The 22,285-nt window shown below is 67.9% G+C and carries 27 protein-coding genes; 14 read left to right on the top strand and 13 right to left on the bottom strand.

The features are described 5' to 3' along the window. Positions 1-56: 56 nt before the first annotated feature. Positions 57-2,444, bottom strand: coding sequence for a mechanosensitive ion channel domain-containing protein (locus tag PKE75_RS11630; protein ID WP_271169182.1), 2,388 nt, complete (start codon positions 2,442-2,444; stop codon positions 57-59). Positions 2,445-2,538: 94 nt separating this feature from the next. Further along, entirely contained in the window at positions 2,539-2,757 is a 219-nt protein-coding gene (locus PKE75_RS11625) for a hypervirulence associated TUDOR domain-containing protein (RefSeq protein ID WP_271168892.1), read from the bottom strand. Between the two features lie 129 nt (positions 2,758-2,886). Between PKE75_RS11625 and argE the strand changes: the two genes are divergently transcribed. Next, entirely contained in the window at positions 2,887-4,044 is a 1,158-nt protein-coding gene (argE, locus tag PKE75_RS11620; RefSeq protein WP_271168891.1) for an acetylornithine deacetylase, read from the top strand. 40 nt (positions 4,045-4,084) lie between these two features. On the opposite strand, the gene PKE75_RS11615 is transcribed toward argE, so the two are convergent. Together PKE75_RS11615 and PKE75_RS11610 are read right to left on the bottom strand one after the other, a co-directional pair. Continuing rightward, a complete protein-coding gene (locus PKE75_RS11615) occupies positions 4,085-5,053 on the bottom strand; it encodes a diacylglycerol/lipid kinase family protein (protein ID WP_271168890.1) in 969 nt (322 codons plus the stop codon). A 57-nt stretch (positions 5,054-5,110) separates the two neighbouring features. Further along, the gene (locus PKE75_RS11610) at positions 5,111-5,842 is read right to left on the bottom strand and encodes an RluA family pseudouridine synthase (protein ID WP_271168889.1); all 732 of its coding nucleotides are present in this window, start codon (positions 5,840-5,842) and stop codon (positions 5,111-5,113) included. A 60-nt stretch (positions 5,843-5,902) separates the two neighbouring features. Here PKE75_RS11610 and PKE75_RS11605 point away from each other — a divergent pair, with 60 nt between their 5' ends. From PKE75_RS11605 to PKE75_RS11590, 4 genes are all read left to right on the top strand, one after another. After that, a complete protein-coding gene (locus PKE75_RS11605) occupies positions 5,903-6,187 on the top strand; it encodes an antibiotic biosynthesis monooxygenase (RefSeq protein ID WP_271168888.1) in 285 nt (94 codons plus the stop codon). Continuing rightward, positions 6,187-7,128: a glucokinase gene (gene glk, locus PKE75_RS11600; protein ID WP_271168887.1), complete on the top strand. Its 942-nt coding sequence runs from the start codon at positions 6,187-6,189 to the stop codon at positions 7,126-7,128. Before PKE75_RS11605 ends, glk begins: the two co-directional genes overlap by 1 nt. 122 nt (positions 7,129-7,250) lie before the next feature. Continuing rightward, a complete protein-coding gene (locus PKE75_RS11595) occupies positions 7,251-7,541 on the top strand; it encodes a hypothetical protein (protein ID WP_271168886.1) in 291 nt (96 codons plus the stop codon). A gap of 331 nt (positions 7,542-7,872) precedes the next feature. After that, entirely contained in the window at positions 7,873-8,184 is a 312-nt protein-coding gene (locus tag PKE75_RS11590; RefSeq protein ID WP_271168885.1) for a hypothetical protein, read from the top strand. A gap of 62 nt (positions 8,185-8,246) precedes the next feature. Here PKE75_RS11590 and PKE75_RS11585 read toward each other — a convergent pair whose 3' ends face one another. Continuing rightward, the gene (locus PKE75_RS11585) at positions 8,247-9,029 is read right to left on the bottom strand and encodes a 3-hydroxybutyrate dehydrogenase (RefSeq protein WP_271168884.1); all 783 of its coding nucleotides are present in this window, start codon (positions 9,027-9,029) and stop codon (positions 8,247-8,249) included. An 80-nt stretch (positions 9,030-9,109) separates the two neighbouring features. Here PKE75_RS11585 and PKE75_RS11580 point away from each other — a divergent pair, with 80 nt between their 5' ends. Then, positions 9,110-9,652, top strand: coding sequence for a transcriptional repressor (locus tag PKE75_RS11580; protein WP_271168883.1), 543 nt, complete (start codon positions 9,110-9,112; stop codon positions 9,650-9,652). Continuing rightward, entirely contained in the window at positions 9,636-10,922 is a 1,287-nt protein-coding gene (ispG, locus tag PKE75_RS11575) for a flavodoxin-dependent (E)-4-hydroxy-3-methylbut-2-enyl-diphosphate synthase (RefSeq protein ID WP_271168882.1), read from the top strand. The genes PKE75_RS11580 and ispG overlap by 17 nt, the downstream gene beginning before the upstream one ends. Before the next feature lie 63 nt (positions 10,923-10,985). Here ispG and PKE75_RS11570 read toward each other — a convergent pair whose 3' ends face one another. Continuing rightward, the gene (locus PKE75_RS11570; RefSeq protein ID WP_271168881.1) at positions 10,986-12,692 is read right to left on the bottom strand and encodes a GGDEF domain-containing protein; all 1,707 of its coding nucleotides are present in this window, start codon (positions 12,690-12,692) and stop codon (positions 10,986-10,988) included. Positions 12,693-12,955: 263 nt separating this feature from the next. Between PKE75_RS11570 and PKE75_RS11565 the strand changes: the two genes are divergently transcribed. After that, positions 12,956-13,240, top strand: coding sequence for a hypothetical protein (locus PKE75_RS11565; RefSeq protein ID WP_271168880.1), 285 nt, complete (start codon positions 12,956-12,958; stop codon positions 13,238-13,240). A gap of 127 nt (positions 13,241-13,367) precedes the next feature. On the opposite strand, the gene rpmF is transcribed toward PKE75_RS11565, so the two are convergent. The 4 genes from rpmF to PKE75_RS11545 all read right to left on the bottom strand — a co-directional run bounded on the left by rpmF (position 13,368) and on the right by PKE75_RS11545 (position 15,635). Further along, positions 13,368-13,553, bottom strand: a complete 186-nt coding sequence (gene rpmF, locus PKE75_RS11560) for a 50S ribosomal protein L32 (protein WP_271168879.1) — start codon at positions 13,551-13,553, stop codon at positions 13,368-13,370. Positions 13,554-13,685: 132 nt separating this feature from the next. Beyond that, positions 13,686-14,399 carry a monofunctional biosynthetic peptidoglycan transglycosylase gene (mtgA, locus tag PKE75_RS11555; RefSeq protein ID WP_271168878.1) on the bottom strand — a complete coding sequence of 238 codons (714 nt, stop codon included), beginning with the start codon at positions 14,397-14,399 and terminating at the stop codon, positions 13,686-13,688. A 77-nt stretch (positions 14,400-14,476) separates the two neighbouring features. Then, complete coding sequence (locus PKE75_RS11550) at positions 14,477-14,917, bottom strand: cyclic nucleotide-binding domain-containing protein (RefSeq protein ID WP_271168877.1); 441 nt, start codon at positions 14,915-14,917, stop codon at positions 14,477-14,479. A 31-nt stretch (positions 14,918-14,948) separates the two neighbouring features. Continuing rightward, positions 14,949-15,635 (bottom strand): response regulator transcription factor, encoded by a 687-nt coding sequence (locus PKE75_RS11545; protein WP_271168876.1) that lies wholly within the window; start codon positions 15,633-15,635, stop codon positions 14,949-14,951. Positions 15,636-15,750: 115 nt separating this feature from the next. Here PKE75_RS11545 and PKE75_RS11540 point away from each other — a divergent pair, with 115 nt between their 5' ends. The 3 genes from PKE75_RS11540 (at position 15,751) to PKE75_RS11530 (ending at position 17,778) form a co-directional block, all read left to right on the top strand. Then, positions 15,751-16,311, top strand: a complete 561-nt coding sequence (locus PKE75_RS11540; protein WP_271168875.1) for a L,D-transpeptidase family protein — start codon at positions 15,751-15,753, stop codon at positions 16,309-16,311. A gap of 149 nt (positions 16,312-16,460) precedes the next feature. After that, positions 16,461-17,243: a Bax inhibitor-1/YccA family protein gene (locus PKE75_RS11535; RefSeq protein WP_271168874.1), complete on the top strand. Its 783-nt coding sequence runs from the start codon at positions 16,461-16,463 to the stop codon at positions 17,241-17,243. Between the two features lie 139 nt (positions 17,244-17,382). Then, positions 17,383-17,778, top strand: coding sequence for a VOC family protein (locus tag PKE75_RS11530; RefSeq protein ID WP_271168873.1), 396 nt, complete (start codon positions 17,383-17,385; stop codon positions 17,776-17,778). 6 nt (positions 17,779-17,784) lie between these two features. On the opposite strand, the gene PKE75_RS11525 is transcribed toward PKE75_RS11530, so the two are convergent. Further along, positions 17,785-18,372: a hypothetical protein gene (locus PKE75_RS11525; RefSeq protein ID WP_271168872.1), complete on the bottom strand. Its 588-nt coding sequence runs from the start codon at positions 18,370-18,372 to the stop codon at positions 17,785-17,787. Between the two features lie 106 nt (positions 18,373-18,478). Here PKE75_RS11525 and leuB point away from each other — a divergent pair, with 106 nt between their 5' ends. Next, positions 18,479-19,594 carry a 3-isopropylmalate dehydrogenase gene (leuB, locus tag PKE75_RS11520; RefSeq protein ID WP_271168871.1) on the top strand — a complete coding sequence of 372 codons (1,116 nt, stop codon included), beginning with the start codon at positions 18,479-18,481 and terminating at the stop codon, positions 19,592-19,594. Between the two features lie 54 nt (positions 19,595-19,648). On the opposite strand, the gene PKE75_RS11515 is transcribed toward leuB, so the two are convergent. Further along, on the bottom strand, positions 19,649-19,942 hold the full coding sequence (locus PKE75_RS11515) for a hypothetical protein (protein WP_271168870.1): 294 nt from the start codon (positions 19,940-19,942) through the stop codon (positions 19,649-19,651). Between the two features lie 188 nt (positions 19,943-20,130). On the opposite strand from PKE75_RS11515, the gene PKE75_RS11510 reads away from it, so the two are divergent. Together PKE75_RS11510 and PKE75_RS11505 are read left to right on the top strand one after the other, a co-directional pair. Further along, positions 20,131-21,165 carry an aspartate-semialdehyde dehydrogenase gene (locus PKE75_RS11510; RefSeq protein ID WP_271168869.1) on the top strand — a complete coding sequence of 345 codons (1,035 nt, stop codon included), beginning with the start codon at positions 20,131-20,133 and terminating at the stop codon, positions 21,163-21,165. 4 nt (positions 21,166-21,169) lie between these two features. Then, positions 21,170-21,376 (top strand): DUF1737 domain-containing protein, encoded by a 207-nt coding sequence (locus tag PKE75_RS11505; RefSeq protein ID WP_271168868.1) that lies wholly within the window; start codon positions 21,170-21,172, stop codon positions 21,374-21,376. Here the strand turns inward: PKE75_RS11505 and PKE75_RS11500 are convergent. Beyond that, entirely contained in the window at positions 21,357-22,109 is a 753-nt protein-coding gene (locus PKE75_RS11500; RefSeq protein ID WP_271168867.1) for a hypothetical protein, read from the bottom strand. The two genes, PKE75_RS11505 and PKE75_RS11500, sit on opposite strands and share 20 nt — an antisense overlap. Between the last annotated feature and the right edge of the window lie 176 nt (positions 22,110-22,285).

The raw sequence follows: 22,285 nt of genomic DNA, 5'->3' as shown, positions 1-22,285 counted from the left end.
AAAGCGGGGGAGCGTCGCGAGCCCATGGCCGCAAAGGCTGCGTCCAGAGAGCCGGCTCACCCGTTCTCGGCGGTTCCGCCCTCCTCGTCCGGTCCGTCATGGCCTTCGATGACCGACTCGACCGATAGAGCCTCGGCCCGCGGCCGGGGATCGGAGCGCGTCTCGGCGACGAGCGTCTCCACGTCAGCCATCACCCGCAGCGGCGGGGCTTTGCCCTGCTTGTCCTCGCCCATGTAGAGCGTCAGATGTGGGTACGGCATCTCGATGCCGCGCTCGTCGAAGATCTCCTTCACGATCTCGTTGTAGGCGCGGCCCACGACCCACTGCTTGCCGGGCTCCGTCTTGATGCGCGCGCGCACCGTGATCGCGCTGTCGCCGAATTTGGTGAGCCCGTGCAGTTCGAAGGGACCGATGATCGAGGGTCCGTGCAGTTCGGTCGCGAACAGGCGGTCGAACGCCTCCTGCATCGCCTGCTTCACCTCCGGGATGTTCTCGCGGTACGCGACCCCGATCTCGGCCATGTGGTAGCTGAAGATCTTGGTGGCGTTAGAGACGCTGTCGACGGACGAGAACGGGATCAGATGGTAGACGCCGTCGATCGAGCGGATTCCGACCGAGCGGATCGTCAGGTGCTCGACTGTGCCCTGCACGCCGCCGACCTTGACGTTGTCGCCGGTGTTCATCGCGTTCTCGAACTGGATGAAGGCGCCGGTGATGATGTCCTTCACCAGCGTCTGCGCGCCGAAGCCGATCGCGAGGCCCAGCACGCCGGCGCCGGCGAGCAGCGGCGCGATGTCGACGCCGATCTCCGATAAGGCGAGCATCGCGACCAGAACCAGCAGCGCGATGGTGAAGGCGTTGCGGAACAGCGCAAGCAACGTCCTTTCCCGGGCCGTCGGCACGTGGCCGAACTCGGGGTTGAGCCGGTACTCCACCCAGGACGCAACGCCGAGATAGACGCCGACGCCGACCAGCACGATGACGCCTGCGGTCAGCGTCGAGGTCGCGAACCGCGCGCCGGCTTCTGTCGACAGCCAGCCGATCAGGTCGACGACGGCCCAGCTCTGGGCGATCGCCAGCAGCACGACGATCAGCACGACGAAACGCACGACCTTCAGGATCGCCGGCACGAAGGCGTTGAGCCTGCCCTCGAGCGCCGGCAGCCGCGCGTGCATCTCCGCCGGAAGCTTCATGCCGCCCGCGATGAGACGGGAGATCACTGCGGTGACGAGACCACCGACCGCCATCGCCACGAGCGTCTCCGCGGTCGCCTGCGCCATGAAGGGCAGCGCCTCGCCGGGATTCGCCAGCCAGACGACGAACAGCGCGAACAGCCACGCGAGCGCGGCCCAGTGCCAGAACCGCGCAAGGAAGCCGTAAAACGCCGAAAGCGCGTCGCTCTGAGTCTCCTGAGTCCGTCCCGCCAGCCGTTCGCGCACCCGCTCGCGGTTCTGCAGCACGATGGCGACGGCCATCATCAAAGTCGCGAAGGCGACCACGACCCGCACGGCCTGCGCGGCCCCCGGCGAGATCGCGGCGGCGATGATCGGGGCGATGAACAGAAAGGCGTAGCCGAGCGTCGAGACGATCCGGCTGCCCCAGAAATACCAGTAGGCCGCGGCCTCGTCCTCGATCGGCAGGGCGCGCAGCGAGGCGTGCCGCGGAGAGGTCGCGGCGCGCAGCGCGACCTTTGAGAGTTCGATGACGAAGAAGGCGTTGAGGTAGAGCGTCTGGTGGATGTTCATGACGCCGAACGCCCCGAACTGGAGGGCGAAAATGTAGCCGCCGGCCCAGGCGAGCGCGATCATCAGCGCGTCGACGACGACGCTCGACAGCAGCAGCGCCGAGCGGCCGAAGAAGCCCGCGACCGCGGCTCGCCGGCCGATCCAGCTGAAGAACGGGATGCCGAGCGCCCGGAGGGCGAAGAAGACGCCGAAGGTGACGCCGATCGTAAACAGCAGCGCGACGATCTGGCCCCAGTCGACACCCTCGCCCCGGCCGAGGCCCGAGACGACGCTGGCGAGATCGCCGAACAGGCTCGTGCTTGACGCCGCGAGCGCCGCGCCGCGTTCGGCGGCCGCGCGGGTGTATTCCGCCATCCGACGGGCGAGCGTCGGCTCGGCCGCCCCCTCCGCGGCTTTTGCGGCCCCGGTCGCCGCCGCGGCGTCGGGGCCGGCGACAGAGCCGTCGCGGGTCGCCTTGTCGGTTTCGCTCGGAGCGTTGGGACGCTCCGGCCCGGAAGCCGGCGTCTCCCGCGGAGATTTGAGCCGCTCGATCAACGCGGCGCGGGCGCGGTCGTCCTGAAGGATGCGGATCAGCGCGTCGACGTCGGACTGCCGCGCCTCGACCGGCGCCGGCGCGTCCTGCGTCAAACCCGTTCCAGCGCCGGCAAGCGCGAGCAGGGCGAACAGGAGCGCGAAAACGATGCGACGCGGGATGATCATGAACAGCAAGGGGCGACGCCGGTGGCGGGCGCGCTCAACTAGGCCGCCATGGGGCCCGCGACACCCCGACAATCGACTGGCTCGAGGGAAGGCGTCAGGCGCTCTCGAGCTCGGAGTGCGATTTCAGGGCCCGGCCGCCACCCTCCTGCTCGACGAGATAGGCGGGATTCTCCTCAGTCGCCCTGCGCGTGATCTTGGCGCCCTTGATGGTCCGCTGGACCCGCCTGGTGAAGACCTGGGCGACCTTGCCCGCGGCCTCGCCCTTTCCCCATGTCCAAGTCACGCTCGCGCCAACCGCGTAAGGCTTCGCCATCTTGTTCTCCGCTCGGTTTTCGAGCGAACGCGCGCCTGCGCGGGGCTGTTCCCATCCAAGCCCACTGGATCGGGCGCCGCGATCCCTTCTATGGTCCCGCGGCCCCTCTCAGCCCGCAAAGCGAGCGCCATGGTTTCGCAAGCGACGATCGACATGCTCTCCCGGCTCGTCGCCTTCGACACGACGAGCCGCAATCCGAACATCGCTCTGATCGAGCATGTCGAGGCCTATCTCGACGGGCTGGGGATCGCGCATGAGCGCGTCGAGAACGCCCACGGCGACAAATCCAACCTGTTCGCGACGATCGGCCCCTCCGATCGTCCGGGGATCGTGCTGTCCGGCCATACCGACACGGTGCCGGTCGACGGCCAGCTCTGGACGAGCGACCCGTTCGGCCTCTCCCGCCGCGACGGCCGGCTCTATGCGCGAGGCGCCTGCGACATGAAGGGCTTCATCGCGGTCTGCCTCGCGCTCGCGCCCGAAATGGTCGCGGCGCAGCTGAAGGTCCCGATCCATTTCGCCTTCTCCTACGACGAGGAGATCGGCTGTCTCGGCGTGCGCGAACTGCTGGAGATGCTCAGCCGTCGCCCGGTGCTTCCGCTCGGCTGCATCGTCGGCGAGCCGACCGGCATGCAGGTGGTGATCGCCCACAAGTCGAAGCGGTCCTTCGCAGTCGCCGTGCGCGGCGTCGGCGGCCATTCCGCGCGTGCGACAGAGGCGGTCAACGCCGTCGAGTACGCCGCGCGTCTCGTGACCAAGGTGACCGAGATCGCCTCCCGGCTCGCGGCGACCGGCCTGCGCGACCCGCTCTACGACGTCGTGCACTCGACCGCCCATGTCGGCGTGTTTCAGGGCGGAACCGCCCTCAACATCGTGCCGGATCTTGCGAGGCTCGAATTCGAGTTCCGCGTGCTGCCGGAGGAGGACTCCGACGCGCTCGTCGCCGAGATCGAGCAGACGGCGCGCGAGATCGAGGCCGAGATGCGCGCGCGCGATCCTCGGGCGGCGATAGAGATCGCCCTGAAGTCGGAGATCCCGGGCCTCAACGTCTCGCCCGACGCCGACATCGTGACGCTGGTGAAGCGGCTCGCCGGCCGCAACGACCACGCCAAGGTCGCCTACGGCACCGAGGCCGGCCTGTTCGTGGAGACGGCGGGCGTCCCGACGGTGATCTGCGGTCCCGGTTCGATCGGCGAGGCGCACAAGCCCGACGAGTTCGTCGAGGAGACGCAGCTCGCCGCCTGCGAAGCCTTCATGCGCCGCCTGATCGCGCATTGCTCGGCGTAAGCCGCGTCATGGCCCGGCCTAAGTCGGACCATGACGCGCTCTATCGGGTTGCGACGCCGCCCGTCACGGCCACCGGGGCCTCCGCCGCACGTCCTGCGGGGATGACCGGCGTCAGCATCACCGCGGCGCCCGGCATCGCCTCGTAGCGGATCGGGCAGCGCTCGCGGGAGAGTTCGCCGTCGGTCGCGACCCAGACGCGGTTCCGGCGGAGCTTGTCGACCACCACGCTCTGCGCGCGGAACGACTCGATCAGCGGGTTCTTGCGCCAGCCGCCCCGCACCACATCGAAGGCGAGCCGCATACGCTGGCTCATCGTGCCGGCATGGGCCACGACGACCTCGACCAGGCCTTCGTCAAGCCGGGGGCGCCGCCAGGCGCCGTCGGCGAAGGCGTTGTTGGTGACGAGCACCGCCGTGGCCTCGACCCGGCGCGGGGCGCCGTCGATCACAAGCTCGTAGCGCGACCGGCCCGAGCGGAAGAAGGCGCGGAACGCGGCCATCGCGAACCCCGCGTAACGCCCGAAGCCCCTGACGCCCCGCACCGCCTCGCGCGCCTGGGCCATCTGCGCGAAGAAGCCGAGGCCGGAGATCGAGTGAAACGGCCGTCCGTTGATCGAGGCGAGGTCGATACGGCGGGGCTCGGCGCGGGCTAATGAGGCGATCGCCTCCTTCATCTCCTGCGGCACGCCGAGATCGCGTGCGAGCAGGTTCAGCGTTCCGAAGGGCAGCACGCCGAAGGTCTTGCCTGAGGCGAGCAGCCGGCCGAGCGAGCGCGACAGCGAGCCGTCGCCGCCGCCGACGATGATCTCGTCATGGCTGTCCGCGGCCCGGATCTCGTCCAGCACCAGGCCAAGGTCCCGCGGCGGCGCCATGCGCACATCGACCTCCTTGCCGGCGGAGGCGAACGCGTCGGCGATCAGCGCGGCGGGCGTTTCACCTCCGACGGCGGTCCGCCTCAAATCCTTGAGCGTGCCGGCTCGAGGGTTGAGCAGCACGAGGCATCGGGCCATGCGGACTTACCTTTCGGGGAGGGAGCGGCATGGCGCTGGAGCGGCCGGGACCGTCCTTCAGGCTGATATAGGGCGCTTGAGCGGAGATGGGGCCTCAGCGTCCCATCCCATCGCCGTGAACGTCGCCGCCATGTGCGGGGGCAGGGGCGCCTCGACCTCGATCGGGGGCCGCTTTTCGCTGAACGGGATCGAGACCGCCCGGGCGTGCAGATGGAGCGCCGCGCCGCCGGCGGAGCCCGCGCCATAGATCGGGTCGCCCAGCAACGGCATGCCGACATGGGCTGCGTGCACGCGGATCTGATGGGTGCGGCCGGTGAGCGGGGTGAACTCCACGAAGGCGAGGCCGCCCCCGCGCGCCATCACCCGCCATTCGGTCGCCGAAGGCTGACCGGCGGGGTCGACCGCCATCCACCAGCCCCGCTCCGGGCTGCGCTTGGCGAGCGGCGCCTCGATCAGCCCGGACTCAGCCTCCGGCGAGCCGCGCACCACAGCCCAGTAGGTCTTGCCGATGCGGCCGTTCGAAAACAGCTTGCCGAGCCGCGCCAGCGCCTTGCGGTGGCGGCCGAGCACGAGGCAGCCGCTGGTGTCCTTGTCCAGCCGGTGGGCGAGCGCGGGATCGCGCGGCAGGCCGAAGCGGAGCGAGCCGAACATCTGCTCGAGATTGATCCCGCCCTTCGGTCCGGCATGGACGGGCACGCCGGCCGGCTTGTCGATCACCAGCATCATCCCGTCGCGATGCAGGACGCGGTCGGCGAGGCTGTCGGTTTCGATGGGAAGGCGTGCGGACATCGGGACCAGGCGTTCGTGAAAACCTATGGGCGGCACAGGCGGGCGCACTATGTCGCGGCGATGAAGCTCGTTTCTACCGTGTTCGAGGTCGATCCCCAGCACGCGTCGGCTTTCCGCGCCGCCGTATTCGCGAACGCGAACGCCGCGGAGCGGGGGGAGGCGGGTTGTCGCGGAGTCGCGATCGCCGAGGATCCGTCCGCGCCCGGCTTCTTTCTGACCTCGGCGCTCTACGATAGCGACGAGGCCGCCGCGGCGCGCCATGCGAGCGCCGCCGGACGCGCCTTCGACGAAGCCGTGCGCGCCTTCGTCAAGCTGCAGCGCGTGCGACTGCTCGATCTCGACTGATGTCCCTTCTGGTCGGCGACATCGGCGGCACCAACTGTCGCTTCGGTCTGGTGTCCGGCGCGAGCCTGCGCCCGCGAGCCGTCGCCGTCGAGCACGGCGACGACCATAAGGCCTTCGACGACGCCGTCGCCGCCTATCTCGAAAAGTCCGGAACGCGGCCGCGGCGCGCCGCCTTCGCGATCGCAGGTCCGGTGCAAGGAAGGCGGGCCCAGCTCACCAACCGGGCGGCCTGGGCCTTCGACGCCGACAGCCTCGCGCGCCGCTTCGGCTTCGAGCAGGTCGACCTGATCAACGACTTCGTCGCCCAGGCCGCCAGTCTGCCGCATCTCGAACCGGACGAACTCATCGCCATCGGCCCGGCGGTCCCGATGGACGAGACCAAGGCGGCTCTCGGCCCTGGAACAGGGCTCGGCGTCGCGGCGCTGATCCGTGACGGCGACCGTTGGCTGCCGATGCCGAGCGAGGCCGGCCATGTCGAGCTTGCCTCCATCGACGCGCGGGAGGCGGAGATCTTCGCTCTCGTCCGTGAGGATTTCGGGAGGGTCTCGGCGGAGGCCGTGCTCTCGGGGCTCGGCTTGCCACGGCTTCACCGCGCGATCGCGCTGGTCGACGGCCGGACGCCGGACGACGCCTTGTCCCCCGAGATCACGGCGGCCGCCATCGCCGGCGAGCCCGTGGCCGCGGAGACTATCGGCCAGTTCCTGGTTTTGCTGGCGCGGTTCTCGGGCGACGTTGCGCTCGCCTTCGGGGCGCGTGGCGGCGTCTATCTCTGCGGGGGGATCATGCCCCGGCTGGTCGGCCTGGTCGATGCGGACGCGTTCCGGGCGGGCTTCGAGACGAAGCGCCCTCATGAGGCGATGCTGCGTCAGATCGCGACGGTCGTGGTTTCCTCGGATGTCTCGGGCCTTGTCGGCTGCGCCGCCGCCGCGCAGGCGCGTTAACCGTTTCTGCCCCGAACTCCACGCTGACTTATAAGTGATCCTCCGCCAGGTTCTTCGGAACGATACGCAAAGCAACGCGTTCATCGCGCGGGGGCAGCGGATAACTGCCTGTGGAGAAAACAATGTCATTCAAAACACTTCGCGTCATCACGCTCGCTGTAGCTTTTTCCGGCGCGGCGTTCGCCGCTCAGGCCGCCGGGACTGAGATGCGGAAAGAAAAGATGGCGACGACCGCCGCCGGCATGTCGCACCACAAGTCGACGCACAAGCCGATGCATAAGACGTCGTCCATGAAGTCTCATAGATCGATGGCGATGCACAAAAAGCGTAGCATGCACAAGAACAGCATGATGATGAAGAAGCCGGGAGGTCCGGGAGAGATGAAGGGCGAAGGGATGAAGAATCCCACCTGACAAGCTGAACGCCGTTCGATTCCTCAGATCCGCGTGGCCCGACCCGGGCCGCGCGGATTTTGTGTTTTGGAACGCGGCTGCATCCGCATATTTAATACGACGCCAAGATGTCATTGGATCACATAGGAATATAGATTTTGAAAATCTTGTGAAATTTAAGTGAAGTCAATTTATCTCCGGAACAATCACTGCTTCAGCTTCGTATATCAGCACGATCCGTCAAATCGCAGAGATCAGAAGGGTCTTATGCGGGCGTGGTTATAGGTCGGACGGTGAGTCACCGTCGGACCAGCGAAGACATCGTTCAAAAGATTGATCCAGGGAGACACTCATGACCAACAAATTTTACGCCATCGGCCTTTCGGCCGCGCTTCTCGCCGGCTCGCCGGCTGTCGCGTTCGCCCAGGCGAACTCCTCGGACTCGGCCCAGCCGAACTCCGCCGACACCCAGATGAAGAACAGCGCCGGCACGATGGCGCCGAGCACGGGCTCGCAAATGAGCACCGGAGCCGCCGGTTCGGAGGGGACGGCTGCGGAGAAGCTTCCCGGCCATACGCCTTCGGGCGACGCCGGCGGAAATCCGAGCGCAACCGATCTGCGCGGGCATACGGAGACGCCGGCCGGCGATCTGAAGCCGCGCTGAACCTTATCGGGTCAGAGACACGCGCGGTCCTTCCCGGGCCGCGCGTTTTCTGTTCCGGCCGGTCAGGCGGCGGTCCAGCCGCCGTCCATGGTGAGCAGCGCGCCTGTGATCTGGGCCGCGGCGTCTGAGCACAGGAAAACGGCGAGCGCCGCGACCTGATCAGGAGTGACGAACTCCTTGGTCGGCTGGGCTGCGAGCAGGACGTCGCGTTTGACCTCATCCTCGGTCATGCCGCGCGCCTTCATGGTGTCTGGGATCTGCTTCTCGACCAGCGGCGTCCAGACATAGCCGGGGCAGATCGCGTTGACCGTGATCTTCTGCTGCGCGACCTCGAGCGCCGCCGATTTTGTGAAGCCCGCAATGCCATGCTTGGCGGCCACATAGGCCGACTTGAACGGCGAGGCGACCAGAGCATGCGCCGACGCCGTGTTGACGATGCGGCCCCATCCCTTGCGCTTCATGCCCGGCAGCGCCGCCTTCGTGGCGTGGAACGCGGCCGACAGATTGATCGCGATGATCTGGTCCCACTTGTCGTCGGGGAACTCGTCGACCGGTGAGACGTGCTGGATCCCGGCGTTGTTCACGAGGATGTCGACTGCGCCGAACCGCTCCTCGGCGTCTTGGATCATGCGGGCGATCTCGCGCGGCTTGAGCATGTCGGCGGCGTCGTAGATGACCGGCTTTCCATGGTCGGCCTCGATCCCGGCCCGCGTCGCCTCGATCTCCACCTTGTCGCCGAAGCCGTTGATGACGACATTCGCCCCGGCCTTGGCGAGCGCGCGCGCCACCGCGAGGCCGATGCCGCTGGTGGATCCGGTGACGACGGCGGTCTTGGCGTCGAGCATGCGAGGTCTCCCTTGAGGTCGGCTGCGCAAGCGGCGTCGCCGAGATAACTTCCGCGCATCATGCTATGAGATCGGGCGAGATGACGCACGCACACCGAGCTGAAGACCGCGCCTTCGCAGCCCCTGGACACGACCACCGCGCCTGCGCGCGGGACGTGCTGGACCGCGCCGAGCGGGTCTGCGCCGAGCGCGGCGCACGGCTCACCGATATCCGTCGCCGGGTGCTCGAGGCGCTGGCGGCCGACCATGCGCCGGCCGGGGCTTATGAGGTGATCGAGCGGCTGACGCACGCGGGCGAGAAGCCGCCGGCGCCGATCACCGTCTACCGGGCGCTCGATTTTCTTCTGGAGCAGGGCCTCGTTCATCGCATCGAGAGCCGTAACGCTTTCGTCGCCTGCAGCAGTGATCATGCAGGCGCCGAGGGAGCGCCGGTCGTGTTCCTGATCTGCGAGCGCTGCGGCGCGGTTGGCGAGGCCGCTACGCCGGCCTTCGCCGACGCGCTCCGCGCGCTTGCGCGCGCCTCCGGCTTCCGGCCGCGCGCACCGGTGATTGAGGTTTCCGGCGAATGCGCGCATTGCCGGACCAAGCTCAAGCTGAGAGAGCCCGATGCCGTCGACGCCTGAAACCGCAGTCCAGCCCGTCGACTGTCCCGGAGCGCTCGCGGCCCGGCGCGGCTCGCGCGGCGTGATGGTCGGCTCCGTCATGGTCGGCGGCGGCGCGCCGGTCGTCGTGCAGTCGATGACCAACACCGACACCGCCGACATCGCGAAGACGATCGACCAGGTCGCGGCGCTCGCCCGCGCCGGCTCGGAGCTCGTGCGGATCACGGTCGACCGGGCGGAGGCCGCCGCAGCGGTGCCACACATCCGCGACGGCCTGGCGAAGCGAGGACTGGCGACGCCGCTGGTCGGCGATTTCCACTACATCGGCCACACTCTGCTCGCCGAGCATCCGGCCTGTGCGGAAGCGCTCGCGAAATATCGCATCAACCCCGGCAATGTCGGCTTCGGCGCCAAGAGGGACCGGCATTTCTCGCAGATCATCGAGATCGCCGCGCGGCACGACAGGCCGGTTCGGATCGGCGGCAACTGGGGCTCGCTCGACAACGAGCTGATGACCCGGCTGATGGACGAGAACGCGGCGTCCTCCGCGCCGAAGCAGGCGCGCGAGGTCACCCGCGAGGCGCTGATCCGCTCCGTGCTGCTGTCCGCGGCCCGCGCCGAAGAGCTCGGGTTGCCGCGGGAAAGGATCATCCTGTCGGCCAAGGTCTCCGCGGTGCAGGACCTGATCTCGGTCTACGCCGAACTCTCCCGCCGCGCGGACTACGCCCTCCACCTCGGCCTGACAGAGGCCGGCATGGGCTCGAAGGGCGTCGTGGCGTCGGCTGCGGCGCTCGGCGTGCTGCTGCAGCAGGGAATTGGCGACACCATCCGCGTCTCGCTGACGCCCGAACCCGGCGGCGATCGCACGCTTGAGGTCAAGGTCGCGCAGGAGATCCTGCAGACCATGGGCTTCCGCACCTTCGTGCCGCTGGTCGCGGCGTGCCCCGGCTGCGGGCGCACCACATCGACGGTTTTCCAGGAGCTCGCCCGCGACGTCCAGAACCACATCGTCGCGCGCATGCCGGAGTGGAAGGCCATTTATCCGGGCGTCGAGGCGCTCAACGTCGCGGTGATGGGCTGCATCGTGAACGGGCCGGGCGAGTCCAAGCACGCCGACATCGGCATTTCGCTGCCGGGCACCGGCGAGGTCCCGAGCGCGCCGGTGTTCGTCGACGGCAAGAAGGTCGCCACGCTGCGGGGGCCGAATATCGTCGGAGACTTCAAGGCGATGGTGGAGGACTATGTCGCCCGCCGCTACGGCCGGGCCGGCGACCAGGCCGCCGCTGAATGAGGCGGACGTACGCTTCAGCGCCATGCCCGCGAACCGTTCGGATCGAAAACTGAAGATCCCTCGTCAAATCGCTTGGACCGAGGGGTCGTCCTCGATCGGCGCGAGCGCCGGCGCGGCGAGCAGACGACCCTGGAGATAGGTCGCGCCCCAGGCCTTCAGCAGATCGGCGACACCCTGGGTCTCCACCTGCTCGGCGACCGTTTCGAAGCCGAGTTCGCGGGCGAGCGCGAGCAGCGCGCGCACGAAGGCGCCTGCTTCGGGCGAACTTTCGAGGTCGCGCACGAATGACCCGTCGATCTTCACGAGATCGATCGAGAGCTCCTTCAGCGCCTTGAACGAGGTGTGCCCGGTTCCGAAATCGTCGATCGCGACCTTGATCCCCCGGCGCCGCAGGTCTCCGATGAAGCGCGACGTTACTTCGAGGTCGGCGATCGCCGCGGTTTCCGTGATCTCGACCATCAGCCGTTCCGCCACATCCGGGCGTAGCGCGAGCCATGCGTAGAGCGCCTCGAGCCATGTCTCGTCCGCCGTCGTCGCGGCCGAAACGTTGATGGCGACATAAGCATCCGGCCGTCGGCTGAGATGGGCGACCGCCAGATCCAGCACGCGCCGGTCGAGCATGTGGATGAGGCCGACCTCCTCGGCGGCGGCGGCGAGCGGGCCGCCGGAAATAATCTCGCCGTCGGGAAGGACGACGCGCACCAGCGCTTCGCTCCACACCGCCTCGCCCGTCGAGACCGCGAACACAGGCTGGAGCGCGAGGCGGACCCGTCCGTCGTTCAACGCGGCGACGAGTTGGTCTGCGAGGCGCATGTTGGCGCGCCGCGCCGCTTCCCGCTCGGGGTCCGGCGCGTAGATGCAGACCGCGGCCGGCCGCGCTGCGGCCTGGGCGAGCGAAAGCCGCGCCCGCGCGACCATTTCGGAGGTGTCGCGAGCGTGCCTGGGCGCGACCACGGCGCCGATCGCGACCCGCACGGCGACGGAGCCGGCCGGCGTCGCGATGGGCGCGGCGTGGACGGCGTCGGCGAGCCGCCGGATGACGACCTCGAGATCCCCGCGATCGCACTCCTGAAGCGTGAAACCGAAGGTCGACGTCGAGAAGCGGCCGAGCGTGTCGCCGCCTCGCATCGCGCCGCGAAACCGGCGCGAGACCTCGACGATCGCGAGATCGCCCACGTCGTAGCCATAGGCGTCGTTGATCGCGCCGAGATTGGTGAGCGAGGCGAGCGCGAAGGAGCACGGCGTCCGCATCCGCGTTCCGGCGGCGAGGGCGGCGCCCGCCACCTCGATCAGCCGCGCCCGGCTGAGCTGGCCGGTGAGCGGGTCGAACCGGGCGAGCGTCGCGGCCTGCTGGGCCGTCTCGTACCTGGCGCCGAGTCGGCGCACGACGCCGACGACCGTCTTCGGACGTCCGTCCTCGTCGGCTCGCCAGCGGCCCCGGTCCTGGACCCATAGCCGCTGGGCGCGTGGACCCTGGTTCAGCGGATACTCGACCTCGAACGGGACGCCTTCGCCGAGATCCTGGCTGGTCGAACCGAACACCGCCTCGCGCCGCGTGGTGAGCGCGTCGGGGTCGAGCAGCGCTGCGAAGCGGCTGGCGGTGTCGATCGCCACGTTGGGGGAGAGCCCGAGCGCGTCGGCGGCGCCCGGGGACCAATGCAGCGCGTCGGTGTCGACATTCCAGACATAGGCGGCTTCGCCGACCGCTGCGAGCACGTCGTCGAGCGTCCAAGCGTCGGGTAAAGATCCCTGGGCCGTTTCTAGCGGCATGGTCACCGACATCTGTCCTTGAGCCAGTCGAGAAAGTTCGAATCGGCAGTCCGGACTCTACGAAAAAACTCCTTAGAACTCTTAAGAGAGAATGTGAAGGCCCGTGCGGCCCTATACTTGGTTAATAGGGCGTTCGAGTGTGAAAGCGGAAGCAACGCCTCTTCCATAAGGAGGGTCTCATCGTGCTTATGCTACCTCCAGTTGGTAAAGTAGGGCGGGCTGAGCGCACGGTCGGTCGCGTCACGAGGCCGAACACGCCGGCCATGGGAGCGCCCGTCCCCGCCGAAGCCAGGGTCGATCCGGTCAGCCGTATCGAGGCGAAGGTCGATGTGAGCTCGACGCCAGAGCATGAGGCTGAGAGGCCGGACCCGCCTCGCGCGATATTCGCGAGGGCGGGGGGGGGGGGCTATGCGCCGCTCGTCGCACAGCTCGCAACCGCGATCGGCCTGTCGCAGACGCAAGATCGGCGTCGCGCCAGCGTCAAGGAGGCGCTCGACGCCTATCGCTCGGGTCGCGACAAGCCGAAGCGGTCGCACGGCGTGGCGTAGGCGGTTCAAACGCGAAAAGCCGGCTCCTGGGAGCCGGCTTCGACGTCTGCCATTTCATTCGACGAGACCAACGCTGGAGCGCCCGGAAGCGCGGTCGGCTGCGGCTTTCGCCGCGACGTCGGAGGCCTTACGCGTCGACCTTGGGCGACAGGATCTGCCGGCCGCGATACATGCCGGTCTTCAGGTCGAGGTGGTGCGGGCGGCGCAGCTCGCCGGAGTCCTTGTCCTCGACATAGGTCGGGGCCTTGAGCGCGTCCGCCGAGCGGCGGTGCCCACGCTTCATGGGGGAGGTCTTGCGCTTCGGAACGGCCATTTCGAAAACTCCGTCAGTCAGTCTGCGCCAGGCGCTTTCGCGCGCGCGAAAAAGCGGGCGGAGCCGTAGTCGCCGCCTCGTCGGGCGGGCTTATAGCGGCATAGCCCGCCCGACGCCAGCGAAAACCGGCCGTCACTTCAGGCAGGAGACCAGGTCTCCGGCGCCCTTCGCCCGCGCGGCGATGATCGCGGCGTGCGAACTCGCACGCCGGCTGGGGCGCTTGGGGTCGCGCAGCACGGGGTTCGGCAGCGCCGCGGCCATCAGCGCCGCCTCTCGGGGGCCGAGCGCCGAGGCGTCCCGGCCGAAGGCGCGCCGCGCGCCGGCCTGGGCGCCGAACACGCCGTTCGGGCCCCATTCGGCGATATTGAGATAGACCTCCATCACCCGGCGCTTGGTCCACACCAGGTCGATCCAGTGGGCGAGCACGATCTCGAGCGGCTTTCGGATGTAGGCCCCGCCCTGCCAGAGAAACAGATTCTTCGCGACCTGCATCGCGATCGTCGACGCCCCTCGGCCGGGGCCGGTGTCGCCGCTCTGGCGCATCACCTCCCGGATCGCGCCCCAGTCGACGCCGTGATGGCGGCAGAAGCGAGCGTCTTCGGAGACGAGCACGGCGCGTGGCAGCGCCGGCGAGATCCGGTCGAGCGGCGTCCATGTCCGCGTCACGGGCCGCGCGGTCAGCCAGCGCGCCAGCATCGGCGTCGAGACCGGCGGGACGACGGCGTAGATCGGCACGAGGATGATCGGGATCGCGAGGATCGCGAGCAGGACGCGCAGCGCCGTTCCCGCAAGCGAGGTCCTCGGCCGCAGCAGCCGGGCCGTGGACGGCCGCGCCAAGAACGCCATCGACCCCCCAGACGCCCGCGCTTCCATCCGTTCCGCCCGTTCGAGCGCACATTAGCAGAGCGGGCCGCGGCGGCGACTCACTTCCTGAGCAGCGTCTCGATTGTCCTGAGCTCGGCGATGTCGCCCTGCAGCCGGGCGGCGAGCCGGGCGTGCAGCTTGCGCGCGAGGTCGGGATACTCGTCGAACAGCCGGCCGAACAAGCCGCGTGCGATCTTGAGCACCTGCGAGGATTCAGTCGCGGTCGCCGTCGCCGGGCGTCGCATGTCGCAAATCAGCGCCAATTCGCCGATCAGCGCGCCGCGGCCGACGATCTTCTCGGAATTCGGCCGTTTGAGCGAAAGAGCGCCGGAAACCAGGACATATCCGGAATCGGCCGCGTCGCCCTCGCGGAACAGCACGTCGCCGGCGCCAAGGCGGATGCGGTCCGCCGAGAAGGCGATCAGACGCAGGGCGTCGCGTCCGAGCTCATCGAGCAGCGGCGTTTCGCTCAGCGTTCTGATGTCGTCTTCGAGCGCCACGCGCCCCCGCTTTACACGTCAAACACGCCCCTCACGGAACGAGCTTGTACCCCCCGGCTTCTGTGACGAGCAGACGCGCATTCGACGGGTCGGCTTCGATTTTCTGGCGCAGCCGGTAGACATGCGTTTCGAGCGTGTGAGTCGTCACGCCCGAATTATAGCCCCAGACTTCCTGAAGAAGCGTTTCTCGGCCGACGACGGCCGCGCCGGCGCGATAGAGATAGCGCAGGATCGATGTTTCCTTCTCGGTCAGGCGGATCTTGGCGCTCTTCTCGGTGACGAGCAGCTTCGCGCCAGGCTTGAACGTGTAGGGGCCGATCGAAAAGACCGCGTCCTCGCTGGCCTCGTGGCTGCGCAACTGGGCGCGGATGCGGGCGAGCAGGACCGCGAATCGCACGGGCTTGGCGATGTAGTCGTTGGCGCCGGCTTCCAGCCCGAGAATCGTGTCCGCGTCGGAATCCTGTGCCGTCAGCATGATCACCGGGCCGCGATAGCCGTCCCGCCGCATGATCCGGACGGCCTCGCGGCCGTCCATGTCGGGCAGGCCGACGTCCATCAGCACCAGATCGACGTGCTCGCCCCGCACCTGCGTCACGCCGTCGGTGGCGGACGGCGCCTGCATGGATTCGAATTCGTCATGGAGGTCGAGCTGATCGGCGAGTTCGCCGCGGAGGTCAGGATCGTCCTCGACGATTAGGATCTTGCGCTTGGCGGCCATTCAAGGGTCTCTGGAGCCCGTGCCCGGGCGGCGACCGAGAGTTAAGGCGCCACCCCCTCATTCGACAAGGCGGGGATGGTATTATGGGGCGCGCGTGGGTCTGAAGCGTCGTTTTTTGGGTCGAATCGACGTCCGCGCGCGGATTTGTGATCGGGCGAAGGGCCGGCTGACGGCCGGCGGGGCCAGCTTCGTCTGCGCTCTCGGCCGTTCGGGAATCACCGCCCACAAGCGCGAAGGCGACGGCGCCACGCCGCGCGCGGCCCTGAAGATAAGGCGCGTCTGGCGGCGGCCGGATCGGGCGGCGAGGCCGGCTGCGGGGCTTGGCGTCAGGCTGACCCGCCCGGACGACGGCTGGTGCGACGCGGCCGGTCATCCTCGCTACAACCGTCCAGTGCGGCTGCCGTTCGCGGCGTCCCACGAACGGATGTGGCGCGACGACCGGCTCTACGATCTGGTGGGCGAACTCGGCTGGAACGACAGGCCGGCCCGGCCGGGCCGCGGAAGCGCGATCTTCCTGCACGCAGCGCGTCCGGGCTTCACGCCGACCGAGGGCTGCGTCGCGCTCGCTCCTCTTCCGCTGAGGCGGCTGATCGCCCGTCTCGGACCCGAGACGACGCTGGCGATCGGACTTCCGCCCCGGAAGATAAAAACGCCGCGTCGCGGGAAATTCCGTTAAGCATGAGGCCATCTGACGAAGATGTCAGAACCGCAAGCGGGTCTCGAACTTGTGCGGATCAGGGCCATGCCCATATCATCCAGGTCCAAAGGGATCGTCGCGCTCTGCGACGACTGCTTCCAGCACCAGTTCTTGAGGGAACGCTGACGATGTCCGAACTTCCACGCAACGCTTATGGCCGGCCTGGGATCGGCGGCGTCTCGGTTCCGAGCGCTTCGATCGACCAGGGTCTCCGGACCTACATGCTGAGCGTCTACAACTACATGTCGCTCGGCCTCGCGATCACCGGCCTCGCCGCGATCGGCGCCTTCATGCTCGCGGTGACCAGCGACGCGAACTCCGCCGTCGCCACCGCGCGCGGCATGCACCTCACCCAGTTCGGCTATCTGCTGTTCGCAAGCCCGCTGAAGTGGGTTGTGCTGCTCGCGCCGCTCGGCATGGTGTTCTTCCTGTCGGCCCGCCTGAACAGCCTCAGCGCCTCCGGCGCGCAGATCGCCTTCTACGTGTTCGCCGGCCTGATGGGCCTGTCGCTCTCGTCGATCTTCCTGGTCTACACGGGCGCTTCCATCAGCCGCGTGTTCTTCATCACCGCCGCGACCTTCGGCGCGCTGAGCCTCTGGGGCTACACGACGAAGCGCGACCTTTCGGCGATGGGCACCTTCCTGATGATGGGCCTGATCGGCATCGTCATCGCGAGCCTGGTGAACCTGTTCATCGGTTCGACCATGGTGCAGTTCGTCGTGTCGGTGCTCGGCGTGCTGATCTTCTCGGGCCTCACCGCCTACGACACGCAGCGCATCAAGGAGATGTATCTCGAGGGCGACGACCGCGACACGATGGGCCGCAAGGCGATCTTCGGGGCGCTGTCGCTCTATCTCGACTTCATCAACCTGTTCACGTCGCTGCTGTCGATCTTCGGCAACCGCAACTGAGAACCCAATTCCGGCTCCGGCCGGAGGTTGCGAGAAGGCCCCGGCGGCGACGCCGGGGCCTTTTTCGTTTCGCGGCCTTGCCTAAACGGCACCGTCCGGCATCTTCCGGCGCCTTGAGCGGCGACCGGGAGAATGAGACATGGCGAAGACTATCCACTCGATGATCCGCGTGGCGGATGAACACCGCTCGGTCGCATTCTACAGGACCGCTTTTGGCCTCGAGGTCGCGAACCGCTATCCGTTCGAAGGCTTCACGCTGATCTATCTCAGCAACCCGGAGCAGGAGTTCGAGCTCGAGCTCACGGTCAATGAAGGCCGGGACAAGCCATACGACCTCGGGGACGGTTACGGCCATCTCGCGGTGTCGGTCGATGATCTCGCCGCAGAGCACGCGCGCTTCGAGGCCGCCGGGCTCAATCCCGGCGCGTTGAAGCAGATGGACCGAGACGGTCAGCCGTTTGGCCGCTTCTTCTTCGTCACCGACCCGGACGGCTACAAGATCGAGGTGCTGCAGCGCGGCGGGCGGTTCCTCTGAACCCGGTCAGAGCGTGTCGAACAGCCTGAGGATCCAGCTCGCCTGGTAAGCGAGCGCCGCGACGACGAACACCACGTGGAATCGCGGATTCCGGATTATGGCGGCCGCCGCGAAAGCGGCTGCGTATCCGAGGTTGCGGAGCGGATATTCGAGGCCGAAGGAGTGGAAATAGGCGCCCCCCTTCAGGCTGGTGTCGGCGAGGTCCACCAGAAAGATCAGCGCGAGCAGGCCGAAGAACCATGCGCGCCGCGACATGAAGTAGTCCCGGTACCCTGCATACTCGTCCATCTTGTCGGGAAACAGCAGGGCGCTCGAGAGGAACAGCAGGCAGGCGTAGAAAATCACGAACAGGTAGAACTCGAAGAACCATTGCGGCACCTCGGCGAGCCGGAACTCGAACCACCAGAAATGGATGATGAGCAGGAAGACGAACAGCGCCCAGCCGAGGTGGACCGGGTAGATCTTGTCGCCTGAGGGATGCTGCACGAACCGGGCGAGCCCGGTGAGCAGCCGCGAGATCGAGAGGCCCACCACGATCCCGATGATGATCCGGACATGGAAATAGGCGTCGTGGCTGGGGGGCAGTTGATCCAAGGTGACGCCTTACGCTCCGAGTCGCTTCCCCCGATCTTGCCAATCCGCCGCCGTCCGGTCAAAACCCGCGCGTCTCATTCGCTTCCGCATGATCGACGAGGACACCATGGCGACGAACAAGCTCCTTCTCCTGCCCGGCGACGGAATCGGCGTCGAGGTTCTGGCCGAGGTGCGTCGCCTGCTCGCGCTGATCGAGCAGAAGGGCATCCTTTCCTTCGAGATCGACGAGGATCTCGTCGGCGGCGCCGCCTATGACGCCCACGGCGTTGCGATCACGGACGCGGCGATGGCGAAGGCGAAGGCGGCCGACGCCATCCTGTTCGGGGCGGTCGGCGGTCCGAAGTGGGACGGCGTCGCTTACGACGCGCGCCCCGAGGCCGGGCTGCTTCGTCTCCGCAAGGACCTTGAGCTGTTCGCGAACCTGCGGCCCGCGATCTGCTATCCGGCGCTCGCCGACGCCTCTGCGCTCAAGCGCGAACTGGTCGACGGACTCGACATCGTCATCGTCCGCGAGCTCACCGGCGGCGTCTATTTCGGTTCGCCGAAGGAGATCACGGACCTTGGAAACGGCCAGAAGCGCGCCGTCGACACGCAGGTCTACGAAACCTACGAGATCGAGCGGATCGCCAAGGTCGCCTTCGAACTGGCTCGCGTCCGCTCGGGCCGCGTGACCTCCGCCGAGAAGCGCAACGTGATGAAGTCGGGCCTGCTGTGGAACCAGGTCGTCACCGCGACCCACAAGCAGGGCTACGAGGACGTCAAGCTCGACCACATGCTGGCCGACGCGCTCGGCATGCAGCTGGTGCGCGCGCCGAAGCAGTTCGACGTCATCGTCACGGACAATTTGTTCGGCGACATCCTGTCAGACGTCGCCTCGATGCTGACAGGCTCGCTCGGCATGCTGCCGTCGGCCTCGCTCGGCGCCGAGGATGCCGCGACGGGCAAGCGGAAGGCGCTCTACGAGCCCGTCCATGGCTCGGCGCCGGATATCGCCGGCAAGGGCCTCGCGAACCCGATCGCGATGATCGCAAGCCTTGCGATGGCGCTGAAATATTCGTTCGGGAAGCCCGAAGTCGCAGCCGTGCTGGACAGGGCGATCGCCGCGGTGCTGGACGACGGCCTGCGCACCGGCGACATCTGGACCGATGGCATGACCCGGGTCGGCACGTCCGAGATGGGCGACGCGGTGCTGAAGAAGTTCGAAGGGCTGCTTGCGGCCTGAGACGGCGGACCAGAGGCGTCTTGAACGTCCGGCAGGACGTTCCTGCGTTTGGCCTCAGAAGCCCGGCACCTCGAAGTTGCCGGGCAGCCCGCCGCGATAGAAGCTGATCGAGTTCGGCTGCTGCTGGAACGGCTGGTAGATCGCCGAAGTGCGGTAGCTCGCCTGGGTGGTCGGGCCGAGCGGCGTGGCGCGGGTGTTGAGATAGCTCGGCTGCTTGGTGATCGTGATCGAGACGCCGTCGTTGCGGGCCCGGGGGTCGAAGGGCTCGGCCAACGCCGGAAGCGCGACGGACGCCGACACGGCGAGCGCCGCCGCGAGCGCGAAAGAACGGGACACGGACACGGTCATCGAGAAGCCTCCGGGCGCCTGATCGCCATATTCGGTCAAACGTGCGGCAAGTCGAAACGGTTGCATAGCGGCCAACACGCCGCGGGCGTTGAAATCGCCTCGGTTTCAGGTCATTGGAACGGCGCGGCCGCATGCCGCAGATCTTGACGAGGCCGGCGGGAAGACCACGCCGGCCGATGGAGTTTGAAATGGGCTATCGGATCGCAGTCGTCGGCGCCACGGGCAATGTTGGCCGCGAGATGCTGACCATCCTCGAGGAGCGGGAGTTCCCGGTCGACGAGATCGTCGCGCTCGCCTCGCGCCGCAGCCAGGGAACGGAAGTCTCCTTCGGCGACCGCGTGCTGAAGTGCCAGACGCTCGAGATGTTCGACTTCTCGAAGACCGATATCTGCCTGATGTCGGCCGGCGGCTCGGTGTCCAAGGAGTGGTCGCCGAAGATCGCGGCCCAGGGCGCGATCGTGATCGACAACTCCTCGGTCTGGCGGATGGACCCCGACGTTCCCCTGGTGGTGCCGGAGGTGAACGCCGACGCGGTCGCCGGTTACGCCAAGAAGGGCATCATCGCGAACCCCAACTGCTCGACCGCGCAGCTCGTGGTGGCGCTGAAGCCGCTCCATGACGCCGCGAAGATCACGCGCGTCGTCGTGTCGACCTACCAGTCGGTCTCCGGCGCCGGCAAGGACGCTATGGACGAGCTCTGGAACCAGACGAAGGGCATCTACGTCAATCAGGCCCCGGAGGGCGACGACAACCGCAAGTTCCCGAAGCAGATCGCGTTCAACGTCATTCCTCAGATCGACGTCTTCATGGAGGACGGCTACACGAAGGAGGAATGGAAGATGGTCGCGGAGACCAAGAAGATCCTCGACCCGAAGATCAAGCTGACGGCGACCGCGGTGCGCGTGCCGGTGTTCGTCGGCCATTCGGAGGCCGTGAACATCGAGTTCGAGCGTCCGCTCTCGGCCGACGAGGCGCGCGACATCCTGCGCGAGGCGCCGGGGATCCTCGTCGTCGACAAGCGCGAGCCCGGCGGCTACGTGACGCCGGTCGAATGCGTCGGCGATTTCGCGACCTTCGTCAGCCGCATCCGCGAGGATCCGACGGTCGACAGCGGCCTTGCGATGTGGATCGTCTCCGACAACCTGCGCAAGGGCGCTGCGCTGAACGCGGTCCAGATCGCCGAGTGCCTCGTCAACCGCGGACTGCTCAAGCAGGCGGCGTGAGACGATGAAGCTCTATCGCTTCCTCACCGGGCCTGACGACGCGGCGTTCTGCAAGCGCGTCTCGGCCGCGCTGAACGCGGGCTGGGCGCTGCACGGACAGCCGTCGCTGACCTTCGATTCCGCCAAGGGCACCGTGATCTGCGGGCAGGCGGTCGTGAAAGAGGTCGCCGGCGCGGAATGGTCGGACGAGATCAAGCTGTCCGACTGGTGACCAGCGAAAGCTGAGGCGCGCGCGGCGCCGTGGTGGGCCCCGCCGCTGCGCCGCCTTCGATCGCGACGAGCTTCGGTCGCGACCGTTTCGCCGGCGGCCCGCGCAGGACGGCCTCGACGCGCATCAGCAACTCCCGCGCCTCGTCCTCGGCGCCGACGGCGTCGAGCGTCGTCGCGAGCCGCAGGCAGCTCTGGGCGAGTTCTCCTGCGAGCGAGGCGAGCGAGGGCGCCGTCAGCGCGACGAGATCGAACGCCACGGTGGCCGCGGCGCCCGCCGCGGACACCTGCCGCGGGTCGCCCGTCACGGGAGGCGCCTCTCCCGCCTCCAGCGCATCGCGCGCCGCGCGCGTCCAGCCCTCGCCGAACGCCCTCAGGATGCAGCGTTGCTCGCAGGCGCGGGCGATCAGCAGCAGCCGCGCGACGTCGTCGGCGCTCCCCGCGACGTCGATGGTGAGAATCGCGACGCCGCGCACCAGCGCCTCCTCGGCTTCGCGCAGCGAGCCTTCGCAGCCGTCGGCGGTCCAGCCGAACGCGAAGCGCAGATAGCTCGCGGCGAGCGGCGCGTTCCAGTCGGAGCGCGACGGATGGGCCGCGCGCAGCTCCTCCCACGCCGTCCAGGCTTCGCGGAAGCGGCCGGCCCGTTCGTGCGCGAGCGCCCGCCTTGCGGCGTCCGCCACAAGAGCGCCCCCGGACGCCGTCTCCAGTGCCAGTTCCGCTGCGTCGCCGAGCGCCATGTGAATTCCCCATTCTCTGCCGCGGCAGGGTGACCAGCCGCGACCGGACACTGGCATGCCGCGTTTGAAGGTCGGGTGAAGCCAGAACGCGGCAATCGTCCGATCCTCTTCACCTTCCGGAAAGGCAGTCCGGCGACGAACGTCGAGGTCGCCGCGCGCGTCGCGCCATGCAAAAT

The sequence above is a fragment of the Hansschlegelia plantiphila genome, assembly GCF_027922265.1.
Classification (GTDB): Bacteria; Pseudomonadota; Alphaproteobacteria; order Rhizobiales; family Methylopilaceae; genus Methylopila; species Methylopila plantiphila.
Note: the sequence above shows the minus strand (reverse complement) of the source record. Positions and strands in the feature narration are given on the sequence as shown.